The sequence below is a fragment of the Aeromonas sp. FDAARGOS 1417 genome (genome assembly GCF_019046985.1).
Lineage (GTDB): Bacteria > Pseudomonadota > Gammaproteobacteria > Enterobacterales > Aeromonadaceae > Aeromonas > Aeromonas veronii.
In genome coordinates this window covers 4,591,114-4,610,114 of the sequence record NZ_CP077221.1, presented here as the reverse complement: position 1 = coordinate 4,610,114, position 19,001 = coordinate 4,591,114, and the positions used below count along the sequence as shown (strand labels likewise).

15 protein-coding genes are annotated in these 19,001 nt (G+C 59.1%); 9 read left to right on the top strand and 6 right to left on the bottom strand.

The annotated features are described in order from the left end of the window. The first annotated feature begins 51 nt into the window (after positions 1-51). From I6L47_RS21425 to I6L47_RS21390, 8 genes are all read left to right on the top strand, one after another. Positions 52-1,722, top strand: a complete 1,671-nt coding sequence (locus I6L47_RS21425) for a sensor histidine kinase (protein ID WP_216948319.1) — start codon at positions 52-54, stop codon at positions 1,720-1,722. After that, entirely contained in the window at positions 1,719-2,423 is a 705-nt protein-coding gene (gene btsR, locus I6L47_RS21420) for a two-component system response regulator BtsR (RefSeq protein ID WP_206874279.1), read from the top strand. Before I6L47_RS21425 ends, btsR begins: the two co-directional genes overlap by 4 nt. A gap of 140 nt (positions 2,424-2,563) precedes the next feature. Continuing rightward, complete coding sequence (locus I6L47_RS21415) at positions 2,564-3,985, top strand: carbon starvation protein A (RefSeq protein ID WP_005350521.1); 1,422 nt, start codon at positions 2,564-2,566, stop codon at positions 3,983-3,985. A 223-nt stretch (positions 3,986-4,208) separates the two neighbouring features. Beyond that, positions 4,209-4,547: a DUF3302 domain-containing protein gene (locus tag I6L47_RS21410; protein ID WP_005337862.1), complete on the top strand. Its 339-nt coding sequence runs from the start codon at positions 4,209-4,211 to the stop codon at positions 4,545-4,547. A gap of 3 nt (positions 4,548-4,550) precedes the next feature. Continuing rightward, entirely contained in the window at positions 4,551-5,588 is a 1,038-nt protein-coding gene (locus tag I6L47_RS21405) for an HlyD family secretion protein (protein WP_064336863.1), read from the top strand. A 115-nt stretch (positions 5,589-5,703) separates the two neighbouring features. After that, positions 5,704-7,464, top strand: a complete 1,761-nt coding sequence (locus I6L47_RS21400) for a DEAD/DEAH box helicase (protein WP_216948318.1) — start codon at positions 5,704-5,706, stop codon at positions 7,462-7,464. 113 nt (positions 7,465-7,577) lie between these two features. Further along, positions 7,578-9,017 (top strand): D-alanyl-D-alanine carboxypeptidase/D-alanyl-D-alanine-endopeptidase, encoded by a 1,440-nt coding sequence (gene dacB / locus I6L47_RS21395; RefSeq protein ID WP_005350510.1) that lies wholly within the window; start codon positions 7,578-7,580, stop codon positions 9,015-9,017. 127 nt (positions 9,018-9,144) lie between these two features. After that, positions 9,145-9,408: a GrxA family glutaredoxin gene (locus I6L47_RS21390; RefSeq protein ID WP_005337870.1), complete on the top strand. Its 264-nt coding sequence runs from the start codon at positions 9,145-9,147 to the stop codon at positions 9,406-9,408. Positions 9,409-9,512: 104 nt separating this feature from the next. Here I6L47_RS21390 and I6L47_RS21385 read toward each other — a convergent pair whose 3' ends face one another. Further along, on the bottom strand, positions 9,513-10,358 hold the full coding sequence (locus tag I6L47_RS21385) for an endonuclease/exonuclease/phosphatase family protein (RefSeq protein ID WP_005350508.1): 846 nt from the start codon (positions 10,356-10,358) through the stop codon (positions 9,513-9,515). 107 nt (positions 10,359-10,465) lie between these two features. Between I6L47_RS21385 and I6L47_RS21380 the strand changes: the two genes are divergently transcribed. Beyond that, positions 10,466-10,690, top strand: coding sequence for a hypothetical protein (locus I6L47_RS21380; RefSeq protein ID WP_005337874.1), 225 nt, complete (start codon positions 10,466-10,468; stop codon positions 10,688-10,690). Here the strand turns inward: I6L47_RS21380 and yciA are convergent, their stop codons facing one another. The 5 genes from yciA to I6L47_RS21355 all read right to left on the bottom strand — a co-directional run bounded on the left by yciA (position 10,691) and on the right by I6L47_RS21355 (position 18,936). Continuing rightward, entirely contained in the window at positions 10,691-11,095 is a 405-nt protein-coding gene (gene yciA, locus I6L47_RS21375) for an acyl-CoA thioester hydrolase YciA (RefSeq protein WP_005337875.1), read from the bottom strand. It lies immediately after the preceding gene. A 59-nt stretch (positions 11,096-11,154) separates the two neighbouring features. Then, positions 11,155-12,003, bottom strand: a complete 849-nt coding sequence (locus I6L47_RS21370; protein WP_216948317.1) for an NAD-dependent epimerase/dehydratase family protein — start codon at positions 12,001-12,003, stop codon at positions 11,155-11,157. A gap of 142 nt (positions 12,004-12,145) precedes the next feature. Continuing rightward, positions 12,146-13,480: a P-loop NTPase fold protein gene (locus tag I6L47_RS21365; protein WP_216948316.1), complete on the bottom strand. Its 1,335-nt coding sequence runs from the start codon at positions 13,478-13,480 to the stop codon at positions 12,146-12,148. Between the two features lie 237 nt (positions 13,481-13,717). Then, on the bottom strand, positions 13,718-17,293 hold the full coding sequence (gene nifJ, locus I6L47_RS21360; protein WP_216948315.1) for a pyruvate:ferredoxin (flavodoxin) oxidoreductase: 3,576 nt from the start codon (positions 17,291-17,293) through the stop codon (positions 13,718-13,720). Next, positions 17,290-18,936, bottom strand: a complete 1,647-nt coding sequence (locus tag I6L47_RS21355; RefSeq protein ID WP_216948314.1) for an NAD(P)-binding protein — start codon at positions 18,934-18,936, stop codon at positions 17,290-17,292. Before I6L47_RS21355 ends, nifJ begins: the two co-directional genes overlap by 4 nt. Positions 18,937-19,001 lie beyond the last annotated feature (65 nt).

Below are 19,001 nucleotides of genomic sequence, written 5' to 3'. Positions count from 1 at the left end.
CTTATTCACGGGCTGGCTATTTTTTCAGCTGGCTTATGAGGAGCGTTTTTTATGCAGTTGGTCCTCTCCTTGCTGCAACAGATGAGCGTCAGCTTGGTGATCGCCTATCTCTTCTCGAAAAGCCCGCTGCTGCGCCCGCTTGCCAACTATTCAGTGAGATTACCTCACAAGATACTGATATACATCATCTTTTCCAGCTTTTGTATCCTCGGTACCTATGTAGGCCTCGATATCGACGATGCCATCGCCAACACCCGGGCGGTCGGCGCCGTCTTGGGGGGATTATTGGGGGGGCCGCTGGTGGGCTTTCTGGTGGGGCTGACCGGCGGCCTGCACCGCTATACGCTGGGGGGATTTACCGATCTCGCCTGCGCCATCTCCACCACCTGCGAGGGGTTGCTCGGAGGCATAGTGCACTGGCGACTGATGCGCTCGGGACGAACGGATGCCCTGTTTGAACCGCGTATCGCCTTCTTTACCACCCTCTACGCAGAGATCATGCAGATGGTCATCATCCTGCTGGTGGCGACCCCGTTCGACAAATCCCTGCTGCTGGTACGCACCATCGCCACCCCGATGATTCTGGCCAACTCCTGCGGCGCGGCGCTCTTTATCAGCATGATCCGCGACCAGCAGCGGATGTATGAGAAGTTCTCCCGGGTCTTCTCCGCCAAGGCGCTCAATATCGCCAACCGCACAGTGGGGATCATGAGTCAGGGCTTTACCCCGGAGGCGAGCAACAAGATTGCCCGCATCATTCAGGAGGAGACCGGCGTGGGGGCTGTCGCCATCACGGACACCGAGCAGATCCTCGCCTTTATCGGCACCGGGGAAGACCACCATCTGCCGGGCACCCCCATTGCATCTGCCATCACCATGCAGGCCATCGCCCAAAACAAGGTGCTGTTTGCCGATGGCAACAGCCAACCCTATCGCTGCAGCCTCTCCCCCGCATGCCAGCTGGGTTCGGTGCTGGTGATCCCGCTGCAGGGGGACAAAGGAGTGATCGGCACCATCAAGCTCTACGAACCGAAGAAGCGGCTGTTTCTCAAGATCAACCACACCTTGGGGGAAGGGATTGCCAACCTGCTGTCACAGCAGTTGCTGGCCGGTCGGCTGGAGCAACATCAGCGGCTGCTGGTGCAGTCCGAGTTGAAACTTATCCAGGCCCAGATCAACCCCCACTTTCTGTTCAACACCCTCAACACCATCAGTGCCATCACCCGGCGCGATCCGGACAAGGCGCGGGATCTGCTGCTGCACCTGTCGCTGTTCTTTCGCAAGAACCTCAAGCGACAGAGCGGCCTTGCGACCCTGCAGGAGGAGCAGGAGCACTGCCAATCCTATCTGGAGATCGAGCTGGCCCGCTTTGGCGATCGGCTGACGGTGATAAACGAGATCCCGCCCCATCTGGCCACACTGCGACTGCCCAGCTTCACCCTGCAACCGCTGATCGAGAATGCCATCAAGCACGGCGTCTCGACCCTGCTGGAGCAAGGGCGCATTCGCCTCTATACCGATGAGCATCCCACCAGCGTCACCATCCATGTGGAAGATAATGCAGGCACTTGGCAAGCACACCCCGCTGGCGACGGTCTGGGCATGACCATTGTCGATCGGCGACTGAAAAGCGCCTTTGGCGAGCGCTATGGCGTGACTATTGCCTGCGAGCCTGAGCAGTGGACCCGGGTCTCGATCACCATCCCCAAGGAGCAACCATGATCCGCACCCTGATTGTCGATGACGAACACTACGCCCGCGAAGAGCTGAGGCAGCAGCTGGCCTGCGATCCTGCCATCGAGATCGTGGGGGAAGCGACCAACGCCATCGAGGCGCTGCCGCTTATTCAGCGCCTCAAGCCCGACGTGGTGTTCCTCGATATCCAGATGCCCAAGCTGAGCGGCATGGAGCTGGTCGCCATGCTCGACCCCCTGCCCCGCATCGTCTTTGTCACCGCCTTTGACGAATATGCCATTCAGGCCTTTGAAGAGAACGCCTTCGACTACCTGCTCAAACCGGTGGAGCCCGCCCGGCTCGCCAAGACCCTCGCTCGCCTAAAGCAGGATATCTCCCCGCAGCCCATCGAGCGACTGGCCCCGACTATCGAACATATTCCGGGCTATCTGCACAATCGGGTCAGGTTGCTGCCCATCGCGCAGGTGGAATATGCCTTCTCCGATCTGGGCGGGGTCCATGTGGCCTGCCAGGGCGAGCTGTTCCACACCCAGCTCACCCTCAAATCCCTGGAGGAGAAGAGCCCGCTGCTGCGCTGCCACCGCCAGTATCTGGTCTCCCCCAACGCCATCTTCGAGATCCGGCTGCTGGATAACCAGCTGGCAGAGATTGTCACCCCGAGCGGCGCCCGGGTGCCGGTCAGTCGTCGCTATCTCAAGGAGCTCAAAGATCAGCTGGGGCTGGACTGAGCCGCGGAGTGTGCGCCTGATCACAGCCGCCGACCGCTCGGCGCGTCAAAGCGCCGCTCGGGGAGTTTCACCTGCCAGTCAGGCGCAACCGTTTTAGACTCGCTCTACACACTAAAAAATAACAATGCAGGAGCGTAGCAATGATCTGGTTCTTCCTCTGTGTCGGCTTACTTGTGGCCGGCTACTTCATATACGGCAAATTCATCGAACGGATATTCAGCCCGAAACCCGAGCTGAAAACCCCCGCCATCACCATGGCTGACGGGGTGGACTATGTCCCGATGTCGGACAAGAAAGTCTACCTGGTTCAACTGCTCAACATCGCCGGCGTCGGCCCCATCTTCGGCCCCATTCTGGGTGCCCTCTATGGCCCGGTCGCCATGCTGTGGATCGTCTTTGGCTGCATCTTCGCCGGTGCGGTACATGACTACTTCTCCGGCATGCTGTCGGTACGCGCCAAGGGGGCCTCGGTGCCAACCGTGGTCGGTGAGCATCTGGGCACCGCCGCCAAGCACTTCATGAACCTGTTTGCTGTGGTGCTGCTGATGCTGGTGGGCGTGGTATTTGTGCTGAGCCCGGCGGGCCTCTTGGCCAACCTCACCTCCACCGATCTGGTCTACTGGATTGTGGCAATCTTTGCCTACTACATCCTCGCGACCATAGTCCCCATCGACAAGATCATCGGCCGCTTCTACCCCATCTTCGGCGCCCTGCTGGTCTTCATGTCGGTCGGCCTCATCGTTGGCCTGATCGCCTCCGGCAAAGGCTTCTACAACACCGGGATGGACTTCTCCAACCTGCACCCGACCGAGCTACCACTGTGGCCGCTTCTCTTCATCACCATCGCCTGTGGCGCGGTATCCGGCTTCCACGCCACCCAGTCACCGCTGATGGCGCGCTGCATGCAGAACGAAAAATCCGGCCGCTTCATCTTCTACGGTGCAATGATCGGTGAAGGGATCATCGCCCTTATCTGGTGCACCCTGGGTCTCTCCTTCTACGACAGCACCGAAGCGCTCAACGCTACCATGGCCAACGGCGGCCCGGCAGCCGTGGTACACGAAGTCTCCACCAGCCTGCTCGGCACAGTCGGCGGCATTCTGGCCATCCTCGGCGTGGTGATCCTGCCCATCACCTCCGGTGACACCGCGTTTCGCAGTGCTCGCCTGATCGTGGCGGACTTCCTGAAGATGACCCAGAAGCCGCTGGCCAAGCGTCTGTTGATCGCCATCCCCATGTTTATCCTTGGCTTCATCATCTCCAAAGCTGAATTCGGGGTGATCTGGCGCTACTTCGGCTGGGCCAACCAGACCACCGCCGTCATCATGCTGTGGGCTGCGGCTGCCTACCTCATTAAAGAGGGCAAGCTGCACTGGATCTGCACCATTCCCGCCATGTTCATGACTGCTGTGGTGATCACCTATCTGGCCAACGCCCCCATCGGGTTCGGGCTGGAGATGGGGACCTCCACCATCATCGGCCTGACTGCAACGGCGGCCATTACCGTGGCCTTCCTGATGAAGTTCCGCCAGCCGCTGGTCAGCAGTACCAGCGAAGGGTAAAAACAGCAAAAAATGCAGCGAAAGCAGCACAAAAAAGGCGCCTGATGGCGCCTTTTTTAATGACAAAAAGACTAATAATGCAACTGTTGAACGGCTTCAGCTTCAATACAGCGAATAGCTTTAAGATTCCGGGCGAACTGACGATAAATGTGTGATTCTTAATTGCTTTAGTGCTTGTTGGAACCAATGATTAAGCTGTGCGTCATGCCAGTGGAGGTTATAAATGGCCCTTGATTATTTTGCACTTGGTCTGCTCGTCTTTGTCGGGCTGGTCATTTTTTATGGAGTCATCGTTATCCACGATATTCCTTACGAGATTGCCAAACATCGGAATCACCCTCATCAGGATGCCATTCACGTGGCAGGTTGGGTCAGCCTGTTTACCTTGCATGTGCTGTGGCCCTTCCTCTGGATCTGGGCAACCATCTATCGCCCCGATCGGGGCTGGGGCTTTAGCCAGCGGCTGCAAAAAGATGAAGAGGAGCTGGCGGCCCTCAAGCAGGAGTTGGCGGATCTGAAGAGCCGTATCAACACTATCGAACAGAGTGAGCAACAGGGATAAACCATGGACCTGCTACTGATCCTGACCTACACGGCGCTGTGTGTCGCCATCTTCAAAATCTTCCGCATCCCGCTCAACAAGTGGACCGTCCCCACCGCAGCACTGGGTGGCGTGCTGCTCATCGGCACCCTCATCATGCTGATGAACTACAACCATCCCTACTCCGAGATGGCGCGCAACTACTACGTCTCCACCCCCATAGTGCCGCTGGTCAAGGGCCGGGTCGTTGAGGTGCCGGTACAAGCCAACCAGCCGGTGAAAAAAGGCGACGTGCTGTTTCGCCTTGATGATGAGCCGTTCCGTCTGAAAGTGGATAGCCTCACCGCACGGGTCGAATCCAACCGCGAGCACCTCAAGTCCATCGAGGCAAGACTGCGCTCAGCCAGACTGGATCGAGATCGCGCCAGCGACCTGATGCGCCGTGGCGTGGGCAAGCAGCGCGACCTCGACGTCACCCAGGCCAACGTGGATGACATCGTGGCCCAGATTGACCAGCAGAAAGCCACCCTGAACGATCTGCAAGCCCAGCTTATGGAAGCCAAGTACCAGCAGTCCCAAACCGTGGTCTATGCCCCGAGCGATGGTCATGTAGTGCAGTTGGCCCTGCGCCCCGGCATGATCGCCACCCCCTTCATGTATCGTCCGGTGATGACCTTCATCCACAAGGATGACACCGCCTACGTCGGCTGGTTCTGGCAGAACAGCATGCAGCGACTGGCGGTGGGCGATGAGGCCGAAGTGGTGATCGATGGCGTACCCGGCAAGATCTTCAAAGGCAAGGTAACCGCCGTGGTTCCGGCCATTGCCGCCGGTAACGTGCAGGCCAACGCCGGTCTGCTGGATCAAACCACTGCGGTGCGCCCGGGTCGTCTGCCGGTGGTTATCTCCATCACCGACCCCGAGTGGGCCAAGTATCAGGTAATAGCAGGCTCCAGCGGGCAGGCTGCCATCTATACCCACTACTTCCACCATGTATCTGTGATGCGCAAAGTACTGCTGCGCATGGCAAGCTGGATGAACTACATCTTCCCGTTCCATTGATCAGCACCCAAGCACCCTGCGGGCCGGCATCATGCCGGCCCGCTGTTTTTGTGACGGCAAGCACCCTATAATGGCGCCATCCTGCACCACCCCACATCGACACACCCAAGCCTGTATGTTCGTTCTCAGACCCTATCAGACCGATGCCGTCAACGCCGTGATCAGCCACTTTCGCAAACACCCGGATCCCGCCGTGGTAGTGCTGCCCACCGGTGCCGGCAAGAGTCTGGTGATCGCCGAACTGGCCCGCAAGGCACGCGGTCGGGTGCTGGTGCTGGCCCACGTCAAGGAGCTGGTGGAGCAGAACCACGCCAAGTACGAGGCGTGGGGGCTCAAGGCCGACATATTTGCTGCCGGCCTGGATCGCAAGGAGGCAAACGCCCAGGTGGTGTTCGGCTCGGTGCAGTCGGTCGCCCGCAATCTGGCGGCCTTCGACGGGGCCTTTTCGCTGCTCATCATCGATGAGTGCCATCGGGTCTCGCTCGATGACGATAGCCAGTACCATCAGGTGATCGACCACCTCAAGGCCGCCAATCCCGCCCTCAAGATCCTCGGCCTCACCGCCACCCCCTATCGGCTCGGGCTGGGCTGGATCTACCGGCGCCACTACCACGGCATGGTCAAGAGCCACGGCGAGCGGCTGTTTGGCGACTGCGTGTTCGAGCTGCCCTTGCGTTTTATGGTGAAAAACGGCTACCTGACGCCACCGCGCATGGTGGATGCTCCCATCGTCCACTACGACTTCAGCAAGCTGGTGGCTCGGGAGAACGGCCTCTTTAGCGAGGCGGATCTCAACGGTGAGCTCAAGCGCCAGCAGCGGGTCACCCCCCATATCCTGAGTCAGGTGCTGGAGTATGCTGCCGACCGGCAGGGGGTAATGATCTTCGCCGCCACTGTCGAACATGCCCGCGAAATTCACGGCCTGCTGGGCGCCAGAGGGGAGCAGGCGGCCCTTATCACTGGCGAGACCCCGGGGCCGGAGCGCGATGCCCTCATCAACGCCTTCAAGGCGCGCGAACTCAAGTTTCTGGTCAACGTGGCGGTGCTCACCACCGGCTTCGATGCCCCCCATGTCGATCTTATCGTGATGCTCAGGCCCACCGAGTCGGTCTCACTCTATCAGCAGATTGTGGGGCGGGGCCTGCGCCTCTCGCCGGGCAAGACAGATTGTCTGGTACTCGACTATGCGGGCAACAACTTCAATCTGTTCGCCCCCGAAGTGGGGGAGCCCCGCCCCCACGCCGGTACCGAGCCGGTGCAGGTACCCTGCCCCGCCTGCGGTTTTGCCAACACCTTCTGGGGCAAGACCGACGAGGATGGCAAGGTGATCGAGCACTACGGCCGCCGCTGTCAGGGGCTGTTTGAAGATGACGAGGGCAACCGCGAGGAGTGTGATTTCCGCTTTCGCGCCAAGATCTGCCCCGGCTGCGGTGCGGAGAACGACATCGCCGCCCGCCGCTGCCAGAGCTGCGATCAGCTGCTGGTAGACCCTGACGACAAGCTCAAAGAGGCGCTCAACCTCAAGGATTGCATGGTGATCCGCTGCGCCGGGCTCACCTTCACCGCAGGGCGCGGCAAACAGGGGGAGCGGCTGGAGGTGACCTACCACGATGAGGATGGATTGACCCTCAGTGAATACTTCGGATTTCACTCCCCGGGCGCACGGCGCTTGTTTCAACAGCACTTTGTGCGTCATCATTGGCCCGCACCGGGGCTGGAGCCCGAATTTGCCACCTTGGCGAGCGTGCTGGCCGCGCAAAGCCGGTTCCGTCATCCCGATTTTGTCATCGCCCGCAAATCGGGTCGCTTCTGGCAGATAAAAGAGAAAATTTTTGATTATGAGGGTCGCTATCGTACCGCCAACTCGATGGCATGATGGCGACCAGCATACATGGCATGAATTGCATTACCCCCGTCGATCCCGCATCGGCGGGTTGAATTATCAGGGTCGGCACCACTGCCGGGCCCTTCGTCACGTTAGAGGATGTTATGCAGCGGCTGTTGATTGGTTTTTGTGCTCTCTTTTCTTCTCTGGCGGCTCATGCCGCCCCGCTGACACCCCCTCAGGGTGGCCAGTACGCCATCATGGTGCAGGGCAATAACGGCGTCGAGTTCGCCCGCCACGCCGATCAGATGATCGCCCCCGCTTCCACCATGAAGGTGCTCACCGCGCTGGCGGCCCGCCTCGAGCTGGGTGCCGATTTCCGCTTCGCCACCGACATTCAGGCCCAACCCGGTGCCAAACAGGGTGACACCATCAACGGCGATATCTGGATTAACTTCGTCGGCGACCCCACCCTCTCCCGCATGGATCTGCTGGCCCTGTTCAAGCAGCTCGGCGTCACCAGCATCAAGGGCAATGTCTACGTCAACACCGGCGCCTACAACGGCTACGAGCGCGGCAACGGCTGGTCATGGGGAGATCAGACCCTCTGCTTCGCAGCGCCCGTCTCCTCGGTCATCATCGACAAGAACTGCGCCTACGGCACCATCACTGCCACCCAGATTGGCAAACCGGCGGTGGGCAATGTAGCTACCGGAGTCCCCATCGGCATCGGTGCCGACAACGTGGAAGTGATGAGCTATGGCGACATGGCGCGCCAGTTCTGCGCACTGGAAGTGGACATGGCCAAGGGCAACTTCTACGAGCTCAAGGGCTGTATCACCCCGAACAAGGAGCCGCAGGGGCTGCGTTTCGCCATTCACGACGTGGAAGCCTGGGGCTGGGACAACATCCGCTGGGCGATGAACCGGGCCGGCATCAAGCATGATGGCCTGCTGCGGGTCACCCACAAGGCCCCTGAAGGAGCAGAGACCCTCGGCACCCACTACTCGGTCTCCCTGCCGGTGATGCTCGCCAAGATGCTGAAGAAATCGGACAACCTCTATGCCGATACCTTCCTCAAAACCGTGGGTCGTCACTACTACAACAAGCCAGGCAGCTATCGCAGCGGCACCATGGCAGTGCGCGCCATCCTGACCAAGAACGGCATCGATCTGGGCAATGCCACCCTGGCTGACGGCTCCGGTCTTTCCGCTCACAATCTCATCAGCGCCCGTCAGATGATGTCGGTGCTGAACTTCATCCAGAAAAATGATGCCGAGCTTGGCCTGATCAAGCTGCTGCCAAGCTCTCAGGTGGATGGCACCCTTGCGTGGCGCCGCAGCGTCACCGCCCCCATGATGAAGAACAAGGTACATGCCAAGACCGGTACCATCACCGGCACCTCCAATCTGGTGGGCTTTATCGACACGGCAGGCGGCCAGCGCAAGGCGTTCGTGATGTTCCAGCGTGGCCTGTCCCAAGATCCGGCCACCCATGAGCGCTACCGTGCCAGCAAGGCGCCGTGGCCCTGGACTGTATTCGAGAAGGGGGTGCTGGAGAGCATCTATCAGCAGCAGCCGATCCAGATCGCCGATGAGAGCTGAGCCAATAGGCCCACTCGAATCAGGGTATCGATAATTTCGGCTTCAAGTCGCCACGAGGCAGGGCTATGCTGTTGCCTGCCTCATATCAACGGCCATACATAAACGGCTTAAAAAACGGAGAGAAAATATGTTTGCAGTGATTTTTGGTCGCCCGGGTTGCCCCTACTGTGTCCGTGCCGTACAGATCGCCGAGCAGCTGACCGAACAGCGCGATGACTTCAAATTCCGCTACGTGGATATCCATGCAGAAGGCATCACCAAAGAAGATCTGGCCAAGAGCGCCGGCAAGCCGGTCAACACCGTGCCGCAGATCTTCCTGGACGAGCAGCACATCGGTGGCTGCACCGATTTCGAAGCCTACGCCAAAGCGAATCTGGGTCTCTACCAGTAATTCTCGCGGGTCATCCCGAGCGGGTTGACCGCCAGAGCATATAAAAAATCCGGCGCCATCAGGCGCCGGATTTTTTATGGGCAACACGCACACATCATCCCCGATCAGGGAGTCACAGACTGGGCGGCAAAGCGCGCAATGATGGGGTTGTGATCCGAACTGTCGGTCGCCGGTGAACTCACCTCAACCAGGTCCAGATTGCGGTAGTAGAGGTGATCCAGCGGGCGACCGAAGGCGGTGCGGCGCAAGTCAGGCACCGGCACGGCCTCTTGCAGACCCAGCTCGTCCACCAATTTGCTTAACCAGAACTGACGCTTGTCGCTCCAGGTGTTGAAATCACCGGCCAGGATCACCGGCCCCTGATGGCGGCGCACCAAGGCAGTCAAATCGTTGAGCTGCTCGCGGAAGGTGGCCATCCCCAGCTCGAAATTGACCGCATGGATATTGATGACCATCACGCCATCAGGATCGCCCTGCAGCGGATAGAGGCTCACCAGCCCGGATTTGGGGATGCGCAGCAAGGGCTCGGGGGAGCGCACGCCACAGACGAACGCCTGCGGGGTCTTGGCCACCGTCATCACCCCGAACGACACGCCGCCCTGGGTGAAGGCTTGCAGCTGTTGCCACTGGAAATCACCGGCGCGCAGCCAGTCGAGCATATCGGGACGGGTGGCCGACTCTTGCAGCAGCACCAGATCCTGCCCCTTGGCATAACTGTCCATCCCTTCACGCCAGTTCTTGCGCTGGCCCTTGTAGAGATTCCACACCGTCACCCCGAACTCACGGGGCAGCGCCGTAGTCGCCAACGCGACCAGCGGCGGACGCTGGCAGTCGAGTCCCGGCACAATCCCTTGAGCTGTGACCAGATGGTTCTGATCCGGCACCTCAAAACAGCCCACCAACCCCAGGGTCAGCAGGGAGGTGCCAAGAATGCGATAACTATTTTTCATTGGCTAACAACCGCCCGCCTTTGCTTTTTGTTGCGACCATCACAAACGTCATCCACGCCGACTAAGCTGATAGTCCCTGTTCCACCCAACCAGAAGGACCTTGTCTCATGGCGAAAGAACTTCGGTACAACGTGACGTTTTATGATCAACAAGGAAATTGTCATCAAGTGGAGCTGGCCACCGTCTACCAGATAAGACGGGACCCTCAATGCGATCTCTGCCTGTTTGACACCCTGCAATATGTGGGCTCGGAAGAGATGCTGGAACGCATGATACGGCAAAAAACCGGGCTTGAGCAGGAAATATCCATCATCAATGCCCGGCTGATTTAATCAGGCACTCACCGGAACCGGGCGGGATTTGCCCTGTTCGTCGATGGCGACATAGGTGAAGATCCCCTCGGTCACACAGTAACGCTGGGCATCGTTTTCCCGCAGTACCGGCTTGACCCACACCTCCAGCTTGAGCTTCATGGAGCTGCGGCCGATCTTCATGCAGCGGCCGTAGCAGCAGACCACATCGCCCACCTTGACCGGACTGTGAAAGGTCATGCCTTCGACGGATACGGTACAAATACGTCCTTTTGCCAGCTCCTTGGCCATAATGCCCCCACCTATATCCATCTGGGACATGATCCAGCCACCAAAGATGTCGCCATTGGGGTTGGTATCGGCTGGCATTGCCAGGGTTCTCAGCAACAACTCCCCATCGGGGTGACGTTTTGTATCTACCATCATTACCGCCTCTTTCTCATGGATGGCGGCATGATAGGGGGCGATCACCCCCTTGGCAAACCTCAATTGCCCGAGGCGGCGAGCTCGGCAAACCAGTGGGCCGGATCGGGCCAGCGATAGTTGAATCCCATCTGCTGGCAAATCAGCTGACCGTCGATGGGCTGAAATTCACCGGCAGGCTCGATAAAGACCGGCGCAGGCAGCCCCTGCTGACGCGCCGCAAAGGGGTAGAACTGCTCGCGGCGCGGATGCACAGGCGCGCTCAGGTTGAAAACATCTCCGTCCTTGCCCCGCTCCAGCAGCAGCATGCAAGCCGCCACCACATCTTCCAGATGGACCAGATTGACCGACTGGGCGCCGCCATCCAGCGTCTTGCCCGCCAGGAAACGACCGGGATGGCGATCCGGGCCATAAAGGCCGGAGGGGCGCACTATCATCACCGTCTCGAAAGCGGCCGCCAGCACCGCCTGCTCCGCCGCAAGCATCCGCTCGCCACGGGCATGGCGCGGTTGGGGCTGTTCACCCTCCTGCTGCCCCGCGCCCCACACCGAGGTAGCGCTGACAAACAATACCCGCCGGGTGCCATTCGCTTTGGCCAACGCGCAGGCCTTTGCCACCGCGTGCGGGTAGTCATCGGTCTTGCTGGGCGGTACGCAGATAACCAACGATTCGCAGGGGATGGGCCACGGCGCTTGTTGATCAGCAACGGGCATCTCGGCAGAGCCCATGTTGGCAGAGATGGTCAGCGGATGGGCAGCGATCCCCTCCCCCTGCAGACGGGCCGCCTTCTCGGCGCTGCTGACCGTCACCGCCACCGGCTTGCCTGCCGCCAGCAAGGCCCGCGCCAGCGGCAGCCCCAGCCACCCCGCCCCCAGAATGCCGATCGTCCCGGCGAAATGTTGCTCTGTCATCGTCCCTTCTCCTGCTTGACGCTATTTGCCCCGCAGCTTACCTGCCTTGGTAGGAAAAGGAAGCCTTGGCTACATATGCCTAAAGCCATTTTCTTCTAAAAAATACACTCCATGACATATAATGAATCACTCATTATGTAACTCATCGCGCTGGCTGAATATTATTAAGAAGTTGATAAAAATAGTTAAAAATCTGACTAGGTGGGATCCCGAATCTAAACTCTATCGTTCTAGTTCTCTGCATTAATGCTCGGCTTTCTTCCGAAGCAAGATCAAACTCTACTACTGCAGCCAGATGCTTAATAGTATCGTCTGCTAAGTAATTTGAACCTTTTGATATTTGAAGGAAATCCAATAATTCTTGGGTGCTTGCTCGCTTACTAACTACTTCATCCAACAACCTTGGATTAACCGCCTTCAAAAAACAAACTGTCGCCATTATATTTTGATAGAAATCACTCATGGAATCATCACTAGAATTATCTATGATTGCGAAATAAGTTAAAATTCTCTCTATATCGCGTAATGATGGCTTTAAATGCCTAACAATGGACTGTAGTATTTGTATCACTTCCACATTATTGACACCATCCCCTTCACTCATCGAGTTAAAAACTTTTTTTAGATATTTGACACCATCATCTTGATTACTTTTACTGGATACACGAGGGAGAGATAGCCAAACATTAATAAACTTCTGTAAATATGTAACGGAGTCAATTCCATTACCATATCGGCACTTGACAGACTCCTCCAATTGCTTTCTATTCATAACAAGCAAGAATGTGATACCTGATACTGAAAATAAGTGTTTAATATTTTCTAGTAGATCTAATGCAAAATCAGGTCTGCAACGATCGAGCTCATCAACAACAAAAACTATGCGTTTTCCAGGTGTATGATTGATCGCTATATCTGATAAAAACTCTCTGAAATTGCTCAATGCTAATTTATCTGCTTTAGAACTCTCAAACTTGGAAGCAATAACTGAATCTACTTGTTCAGAGACCAATGTAGAAATATCATTTTCAGCCTGATCGAGCATCGAACCATCAATTAGACCAGCAGTACCTAGCCTAATGCCAGTTTTAATCATGCCTCTACTAAAAGTTTTAAAAACCTGAGCTGCTTTTTGCTTGAACTCTACTTTCTTACTTTCAGCCTTGTCCTCTAGCAACTCATATATTTCCGAAGCGAGAGCCAAGAAAGGTTCTTTTTGATAATCATTTTCAAATGCATCAAAATATATTGTTTCAAGAGGTGGTTTTTGCTTATATTTATTTTCACCAGACCACATTCTTATAAATGTGCTTTTGCCTTCACCCCACTGAGCATCCAAGGCAAGTACCAAATTCTCATCAGAATTCATTATCAAATTATATAGCCGATCACCAAACTCTTTCCTATTAAACAAATCTTTTTCTGCTGAAAATCCTTCATCATCATTAATTTTTAATTCTGGAACTGTTAATTTCATAACTTCACCCAAATAAAATCTTATTTATAGAATAGATAAATTAAAAGTTTTTATGAGTGTATGATGCCCACTTGGGGCTTACATATCAATAGTTTTGTTATTTGAATCAATGTCTTGATTATTCTGTAACGGTACTTTTCATCGAACAAAATGCGTTTTCCCTGTGAGCAATTAGTGCATTTCCAATACATAAAAGCGGGCCAATGGCCCGCTTGGTTATATTTCACTCACCCATTCTCACACCGGCGGATGGAAATGGCTGGCCTCACGGGTGGCCATCTCCTCGTAGGTGGCCCACTTCTGCCACGCCACTTTTTGCGCTACCTGCATCAGCCGTTCGGCCTCCTCCGGATGGCTCTGGGCCAGCACCCGATAACGGGTCTCCTCCTGGCGGTATTCGGCAAGGGGGATGGAGGGACGCAGGCTGTCGAGACTGAAGGGGTTCTGCCCCGCTTGTCGCAGTACCGGGTTGTAGCGCATCAGCGGCCAGTGACCGGAGGCCACGGCGCGTTTTTGCTGGGTCAGGCCAAACTCCATGTCGATGCCGTGGGCGATGCAGTGGCTGTAGGCGATGATCAGCGACGGGCCCGGATAGGCTTCCGCCTCGCGCAAGGCTTGCAGCGCCTGCTGCGGATTGGCACCAAAGGCGATGCGGGCAACATAGACGTTGCCGTAGGAGATGGCCTGCAACGCCACATCCTTCTTGGCCAGTGTCTTGCCCCCCGCAGCGAACTTGGCGACGGCGCCGAGCGGGGTCGATTTCGACATCTGACCGCCAGTGTTGGAGTAGACCTCGGTATCCATCACCAGCACGTTCACATCGCGGCCGGAGGCGAGCACATGGTCTAGCCCCGCCGAGCCGATGTCATAGGCCCAGCCATCGCCGCCGATGATCCAGACCGAGCGGCGCACCAGCTGATCAATCAAGGAGAGCAGCTCGCGGGCCTTGCCGGATTTCACCTCTTCCAGCCGCTCCCGCACTTGCGCGACCCGGGTGCGCTGGGCACGGATCTCCGACTCCAGCCGCTGCGGGGCGCTAATCAGGGTATCGACCAGCTCGGCGCCCAGCTCCCCCTTCATCGCTTCGAGGGCCGCCACCGCCTGACCGTGATGCTGATCGGCGGTGAGACGAAAACCAAAGCCAAACTCGGCGTTGTCCTCGAACAGGGAGTTGGACCAGGCTGGCCCCTTCCCTTCGCTATTCTTGGCCCACGGCGTGGTCGGCAGGTTGCCGCCATAGATGGAGGAGCAACCGGTGGCGTTGGCTACCAGCATGCGATCGCCAAACAGCTGGGTCAGCAGCTTGAGATACGGTGTCTCGCCACAACCGGCGCAGGCGCCGGAGAACTCGAACAGGGGTTCGAGGAACTGGGCACCGCGCACCGTGGAGAAATCCACCCGCTCGCGGGCAGGCCAGGGCAGGCTCTCGAACCAGCGCAACGCCTGCTTCTGGCCAGCCAGATGGGGCGCCTTATCCATCATGGTGATGGCGCGCTCGCCCTCGTGTTCCTCATCTGCTCCTGCCCGCACCGGACAGGCCTGCACGCATTGGCCGCAGCCGGTGCAATCCTCCGGATAGAGTTGCAGGGTGTAGCGGCTGTCGGGGAAGCCCTTGGCAGTGACGGGCACCGACTGGGCCGCCTCGGGGGCGGTCGCCAGCCAGTCCTGATGGTAGAACTTGGCCCGCAGCGCCGCGTGGGGGCAGACAAAGACGCAGTTGCCGCACTGGATGCAGATATCCGAATGCCAGATCGGGATCTCGCGGGCGATATCCCGCTTCTCGAAGCGACTGGTGGCAGTGGGGTAAGTGCCATCCACCGGCAGCATGGAGACCGGAATAAGATCGCCGCGCCCCGCCAGCATCTCGCCAGTGACGCGCTGGACAAACTCGCTGCCACCCGGTGCCAGTGGCAACGGATAGTCGCTGATCTGCTCCTCACCGGCCGGGATCGCCACCTGATGGAGGTGGGCCAGGGTGTCGTCCACCGCCGCGAAGTTGCGCGCCACCACCTCGGGTCCCTTGCGGGCATAACTCTTCTCGATGCTCTCCTTGATAAGCGCAATGGCCTCGTCCCGTGGCAACACCCCGGCCAGGGCGAAGAAGCAGGTCTGCATGATGGTGTTGATGCGATTGCCCATGCCGTTTTGCTCGGCCACCCGATCGCCATCGATGCAGTAGAGCTGGATATTGAGGGCACGGATACGGGCGCGCAGCCGCTCGGGCAGCTGGCCCCACACCTTGTCAGCCTCATAGGGGGCGTTGAGCAGCAGGGTCGCCCCTTCGGCGGCGTGCTCCAGCAGGTCTACCGACTCGACAAAGCCCCACTGGTGGCAGCCGATAAAGCTCGCCTGCTCGATAAGCCAGGGGGCGTCGATGGGCTCTGGGCCAAAGCGCAAGTGGGAGACGGTGCGCGAGCCCGACTTCTTGGAGTCGTAGACGAAGTAACCCTGGGCGTGGAACCCCTCCAGCTCGCCGATGATCTTGATGCTGTTCTTGTTGGCGCCGACTGTGCCGTCGGCGCCGAGGCCGAAGAAGAGCGCCCGTACCCGACTGGCGGGCTCCAGATCGCCGATGGGGTGCCAGGCCAGACTGAGGCCCGACACATCATCGACAATCCCCACGGTAAAGCGGGGGCGCGGCGCATCGGATGCCAGCTCCTCGAACACCGCCGCGCACATGGCGGGGGTGAACTCCTTGGAAGAGAGGCCGTAGCGACCGCCACTGAGCCAGGGCAACCGCTTGATAAGACCGCGCTGCAAGCCGTCGATCAGCGCGCTCTGCACATCCAGCAGCAGCGGCTCGCCGCCCGCCCCCGGCTCCTTGGTGCGGTCCAGCACCGCCATGCGACGCACACTCTGCGGTAGCGCATCCAGCAGCGCCTGCACCGGGAAGGGGCGATAGAGGCGAATGACCAGCACCCCGGTCTTGCGATCCTGCCGGTTGAGCCAATCCACGGTGGTGCGGGCAGTGGCCGCCCCCGAGCCCATCAGCACGATGACGTCGGTGGCATCGGGCGCACCGTGATACTCCACCAGCCGATAGTGACGACCGGTCAGCTCGCCCAGGTTATCCATGCACTGCTGCACCCGCGCCGGCACCGCTTCGTAGAAGGGGTTGACGCTCTCGCGGGACTGGAAATAGGTATCCGGGTTCTGGGCCGTGCCGCGCATCACCGGATGATCCGGGTTGAGCGCCCGCGCACGGTGAGCCCGCACCCAGTCGTTGTCGATAAGGGCGCGAATTTCATCCCGATGCAGGGCGGTGATCTTGTTCACCTCGTGGGAGGTGCGAAAACCGTCGAAAAAGTGGATAAAGGGCACCCGGCACTGCAGGGTGACGCTGTGGGCGACCAAGGCCAGGTCCTGCGCCTCCTGCACCGAGCCGGAGGCGAGCATGGCAAAGCCGGTGCTGCGCGCCGCCATCACATCCTGATGGTCGCCAAAGATCGACAGCCCCTGCGCCGCCAGCGAGCGGGCCGCCACATGGAACACCGCCGAAGTCAGTTCACCGGCAATCTTGTACATGTTGGGCAGCATCAGCATCAGCCCCTGACTGGCGGTGAAGGTGGTGGCGAGCGCCCCTGCCTGCAGGGCGCCGTGTACCGTGCCGGCTGCTCCTCCTTCGCTCTGCATCTCTACCACGGTGGGGATGTTGCCCCACAGGTTGGTCTGCCCTTCTGCCGCCCAGGCATCGGCCAGCTCGGCCATGGTCGAGCTCGGGGTAATCGGGTAGATGGCACACACTTCACTCAGCTGGTAGGCCACCCGGGCCGCGGCTTCGTTGCCGTCAACCATGATCAGTTCATGTTTCATTGGGACTCCTCCGGTTGGCGCAGCTCGATGGCGTGACAAGGGCACTGGTCATGACAGGCACCGCAGCCGGTGCAGCGCTCGGCATCCACCTGATACCCCTTGCCCGGCCCCAGCTTGGCGATGGCCTGCTCGGGGCAGCTGCCATAGCAGCCGTCACACTCGAAGCAGTTGCCGCAGGAGTAGCAGCGCGCCGCCTCGTAACGGGCGGCCACCTCATCCAGCCCGCCGATGATCTCGCCAAAGTCATCCCGCGCCCACGCCGGTTTGACCGGCTGACTGCTGGCGGGCGCGTGGGTCTGGAACCAGAGTTGCAACTGCTCCGGCCCCACCAGCGGGTAAGAGACCATCTTCTGATAGTGGCGACCGCGCAGCCAGGCATCCATATGGCGTGCCGCCTTCTTGCCATGGCCGGTGGCGATGGTGACGGTGCGCTCGGAGGGCACCATGTCGCCGCCCGCAAACAGACCTGGCACATCCGTCATCAGGTTACCCGCCACCTGCACCACTCCCTCCTTGTTGACCCGCACGCCGGGAATGCTCTCCAGCACGCTCAAATCAACCTCCTGACCGAGCGCCAGAATAAGGGAGTCCGCTTCGAGAGTTTCAAACTTGCCGGTGGGCACCGGCTTGCCCTCGGCATCCAGCGCCATCACCTCCACTTCGATATTGGTGCTATCGAGCTGGCGGATGCTGCGCAGCCAGTTGATCTTGATCCCCTCCTCCTCGGCCTCGTCGGCTTCAAAGGCGTGGGCAGGCATATGATCCCGGTCGCGGCGGTAGATGATCATCGCCTCCTCGACCCCGAGGCGGCGGGCGGTGCGGGCCGCGTCCATGGCGGTGTTGCCACCGCCGTAGATGGCTACCCGTCGTCCCAGTTTGGGTGGCGGCAAGCCCTGCTCTTCGGCCAGACTGGCCTGTTCGAGGAAACTCACCGCATCGAGGATCTTGCCCGCTTCCCGGGCCGGAATATCGACCCGCTTGGCCAGATGGGCGCCGATGGCCATAAAGACGGCATCAAAGCCCCCCTCGTCGCGCTCGCGCAGCACATCCTCCACCTTGTGGTTGAGAGTCAGGGTCACCCCAGCCGCCACGATGCGAGCCACCTCCCGATCCAGCACGTCGCGGGGCAGACGGTAAGCGGGAATACCGAAGCGCAGCATGCCGCCAGCAAGCGGCCCGGCCTCGCGGATCTCCACCTGATGACCGAGCCGGTTGAGATGCCAGGCGCAGGAGAGGCCGGAGGGACCAGCGCCTATGACCAGCACCTTCTTGCCGCTGGCAGGGGCAGGTGGCGCAGGCTGCCAACCACGGGCCAGCGCCTCGTCGCCGAGGAAGCGCTCGATGGCGTGGATGGAGACGGATTCATCCACCTGACCGCGGTTGCAGGCACTCTCGCAGGGGTGGTAGCAGACCCGGCCATGAATGGCGGGCAAGGGGTTCTCTTCGATCAGGGTCTGCCAGGCCGCCTCAAAACGACCGGCCTGCGCCAAAGAGAGCCAGGCCTGGATATTTTCTCCGGCCGGGCAGGCGTGATTGCAGGGTGGCAGGGCCGGCCGCCAGACGGGTAGCCGGGTACGCACCGGGCCTGTTCCCGTTTTCAGGGAGAGATCCGGCAATGGGGTCATGTCCAGTTGTTTGCTCATACATTGCTTTCTTCTTTTTGTGTGACAGGCCCCACCCGATGGCGCTTGATACCGTGTAGCCGAAG

Excerpts from the sequence above, each read along its gene's own strand:
- I6L47_RS21405 (WP_064336863.1), top strand. The coding sequence starts at position 4,551 with ATGGACCTGCTACTGATCCTGACCTACACGGCGCTGTGTGTCGCCATC.
- I6L47_RS21355 (WP_216948314.1), bottom strand. The coding sequence starts at position 18,936 with ATGAGCAAACAACTGGACATGACCCCATTGCCGGATCTCTCCCTGAAA.
- I6L47_RS21400 (WP_216948318.1), top strand. The coding sequence starts at position 5,704 with ATGTTCGTTCTCAGACCCTATCAGACCGATGCCGTCAACGCCGTGATC.
- I6L47_RS21370 (WP_216948317.1), bottom strand. The coding sequence starts at position 12,003 with ATGACAGAGCAACATTTCGCCGGGACGATCGGCATTCTGGGGGCGGGG.
- btsR (WP_206874279.1), top strand. The coding sequence starts at position 1,719 with ATGATCCGCACCCTGATTGTCGATGACGAACACTACGCCCGCGAAGAG.
- I6L47_RS21390 (WP_005337870.1), top strand. The coding sequence starts at position 9,145 with ATGTTTGCAGTGATTTTTGGTCGCCCGGGTTGCCCCTACTGTGTCCGT.
- nifJ (WP_216948315.1), bottom strand. The coding sequence starts at position 17,293 with ATGAAACATGAACTGATCATGGTTGACGGCAACGAAGCCGCGGCCCGG.
- I6L47_RS21425 (WP_216948319.1), top strand. The coding sequence starts at position 52 with ATGCAGTTGGTCCTCTCCTTGCTGCAACAGATGAGCGTCAGCTTGGTG.
- I6L47_RS21380 (WP_005337874.1), top strand. The coding sequence starts at position 10,466 with ATGGCGAAAGAACTTCGGTACAACGTGACGTTTTATGATCAACAAGGA.
- I6L47_RS21365 (WP_216948316.1), bottom strand. The coding sequence starts at position 13,480 with ATGAAATTAACAGTTCCAGAATTAAAAATTAATGATGATGAAGGATTT.
- dacB (WP_005350510.1), top strand. The coding sequence starts at position 7,578 with ATGCAGCGGCTGTTGATTGGTTTTTGTGCTCTCTTTTCTTCTCTGGCG.
- I6L47_RS21415 (WP_005350521.1), top strand. The coding sequence starts at position 2,564 with ATGATCTGGTTCTTCCTCTGTGTCGGCTTACTTGTGGCCGGCTACTTC.
- I6L47_RS21410 (WP_005337862.1), top strand. The coding sequence starts at position 4,209 with ATGGCCCTTGATTATTTTGCACTTGGTCTGCTCGTCTTTGTCGGGCTG.
- I6L47_RS21385 (WP_005350508.1), bottom strand. The coding sequence starts at position 10,358 with ATGAAAAATAGTTATCGCATTCTTGGCACCTCCCTGCTGACCCTGGGG.
- yciA (WP_005337875.1), bottom strand. The coding sequence starts at position 11,095 with ATGATGGTAGATACAAAACGTCACCCCGATGGGGAGTTGTTGCTGAGA.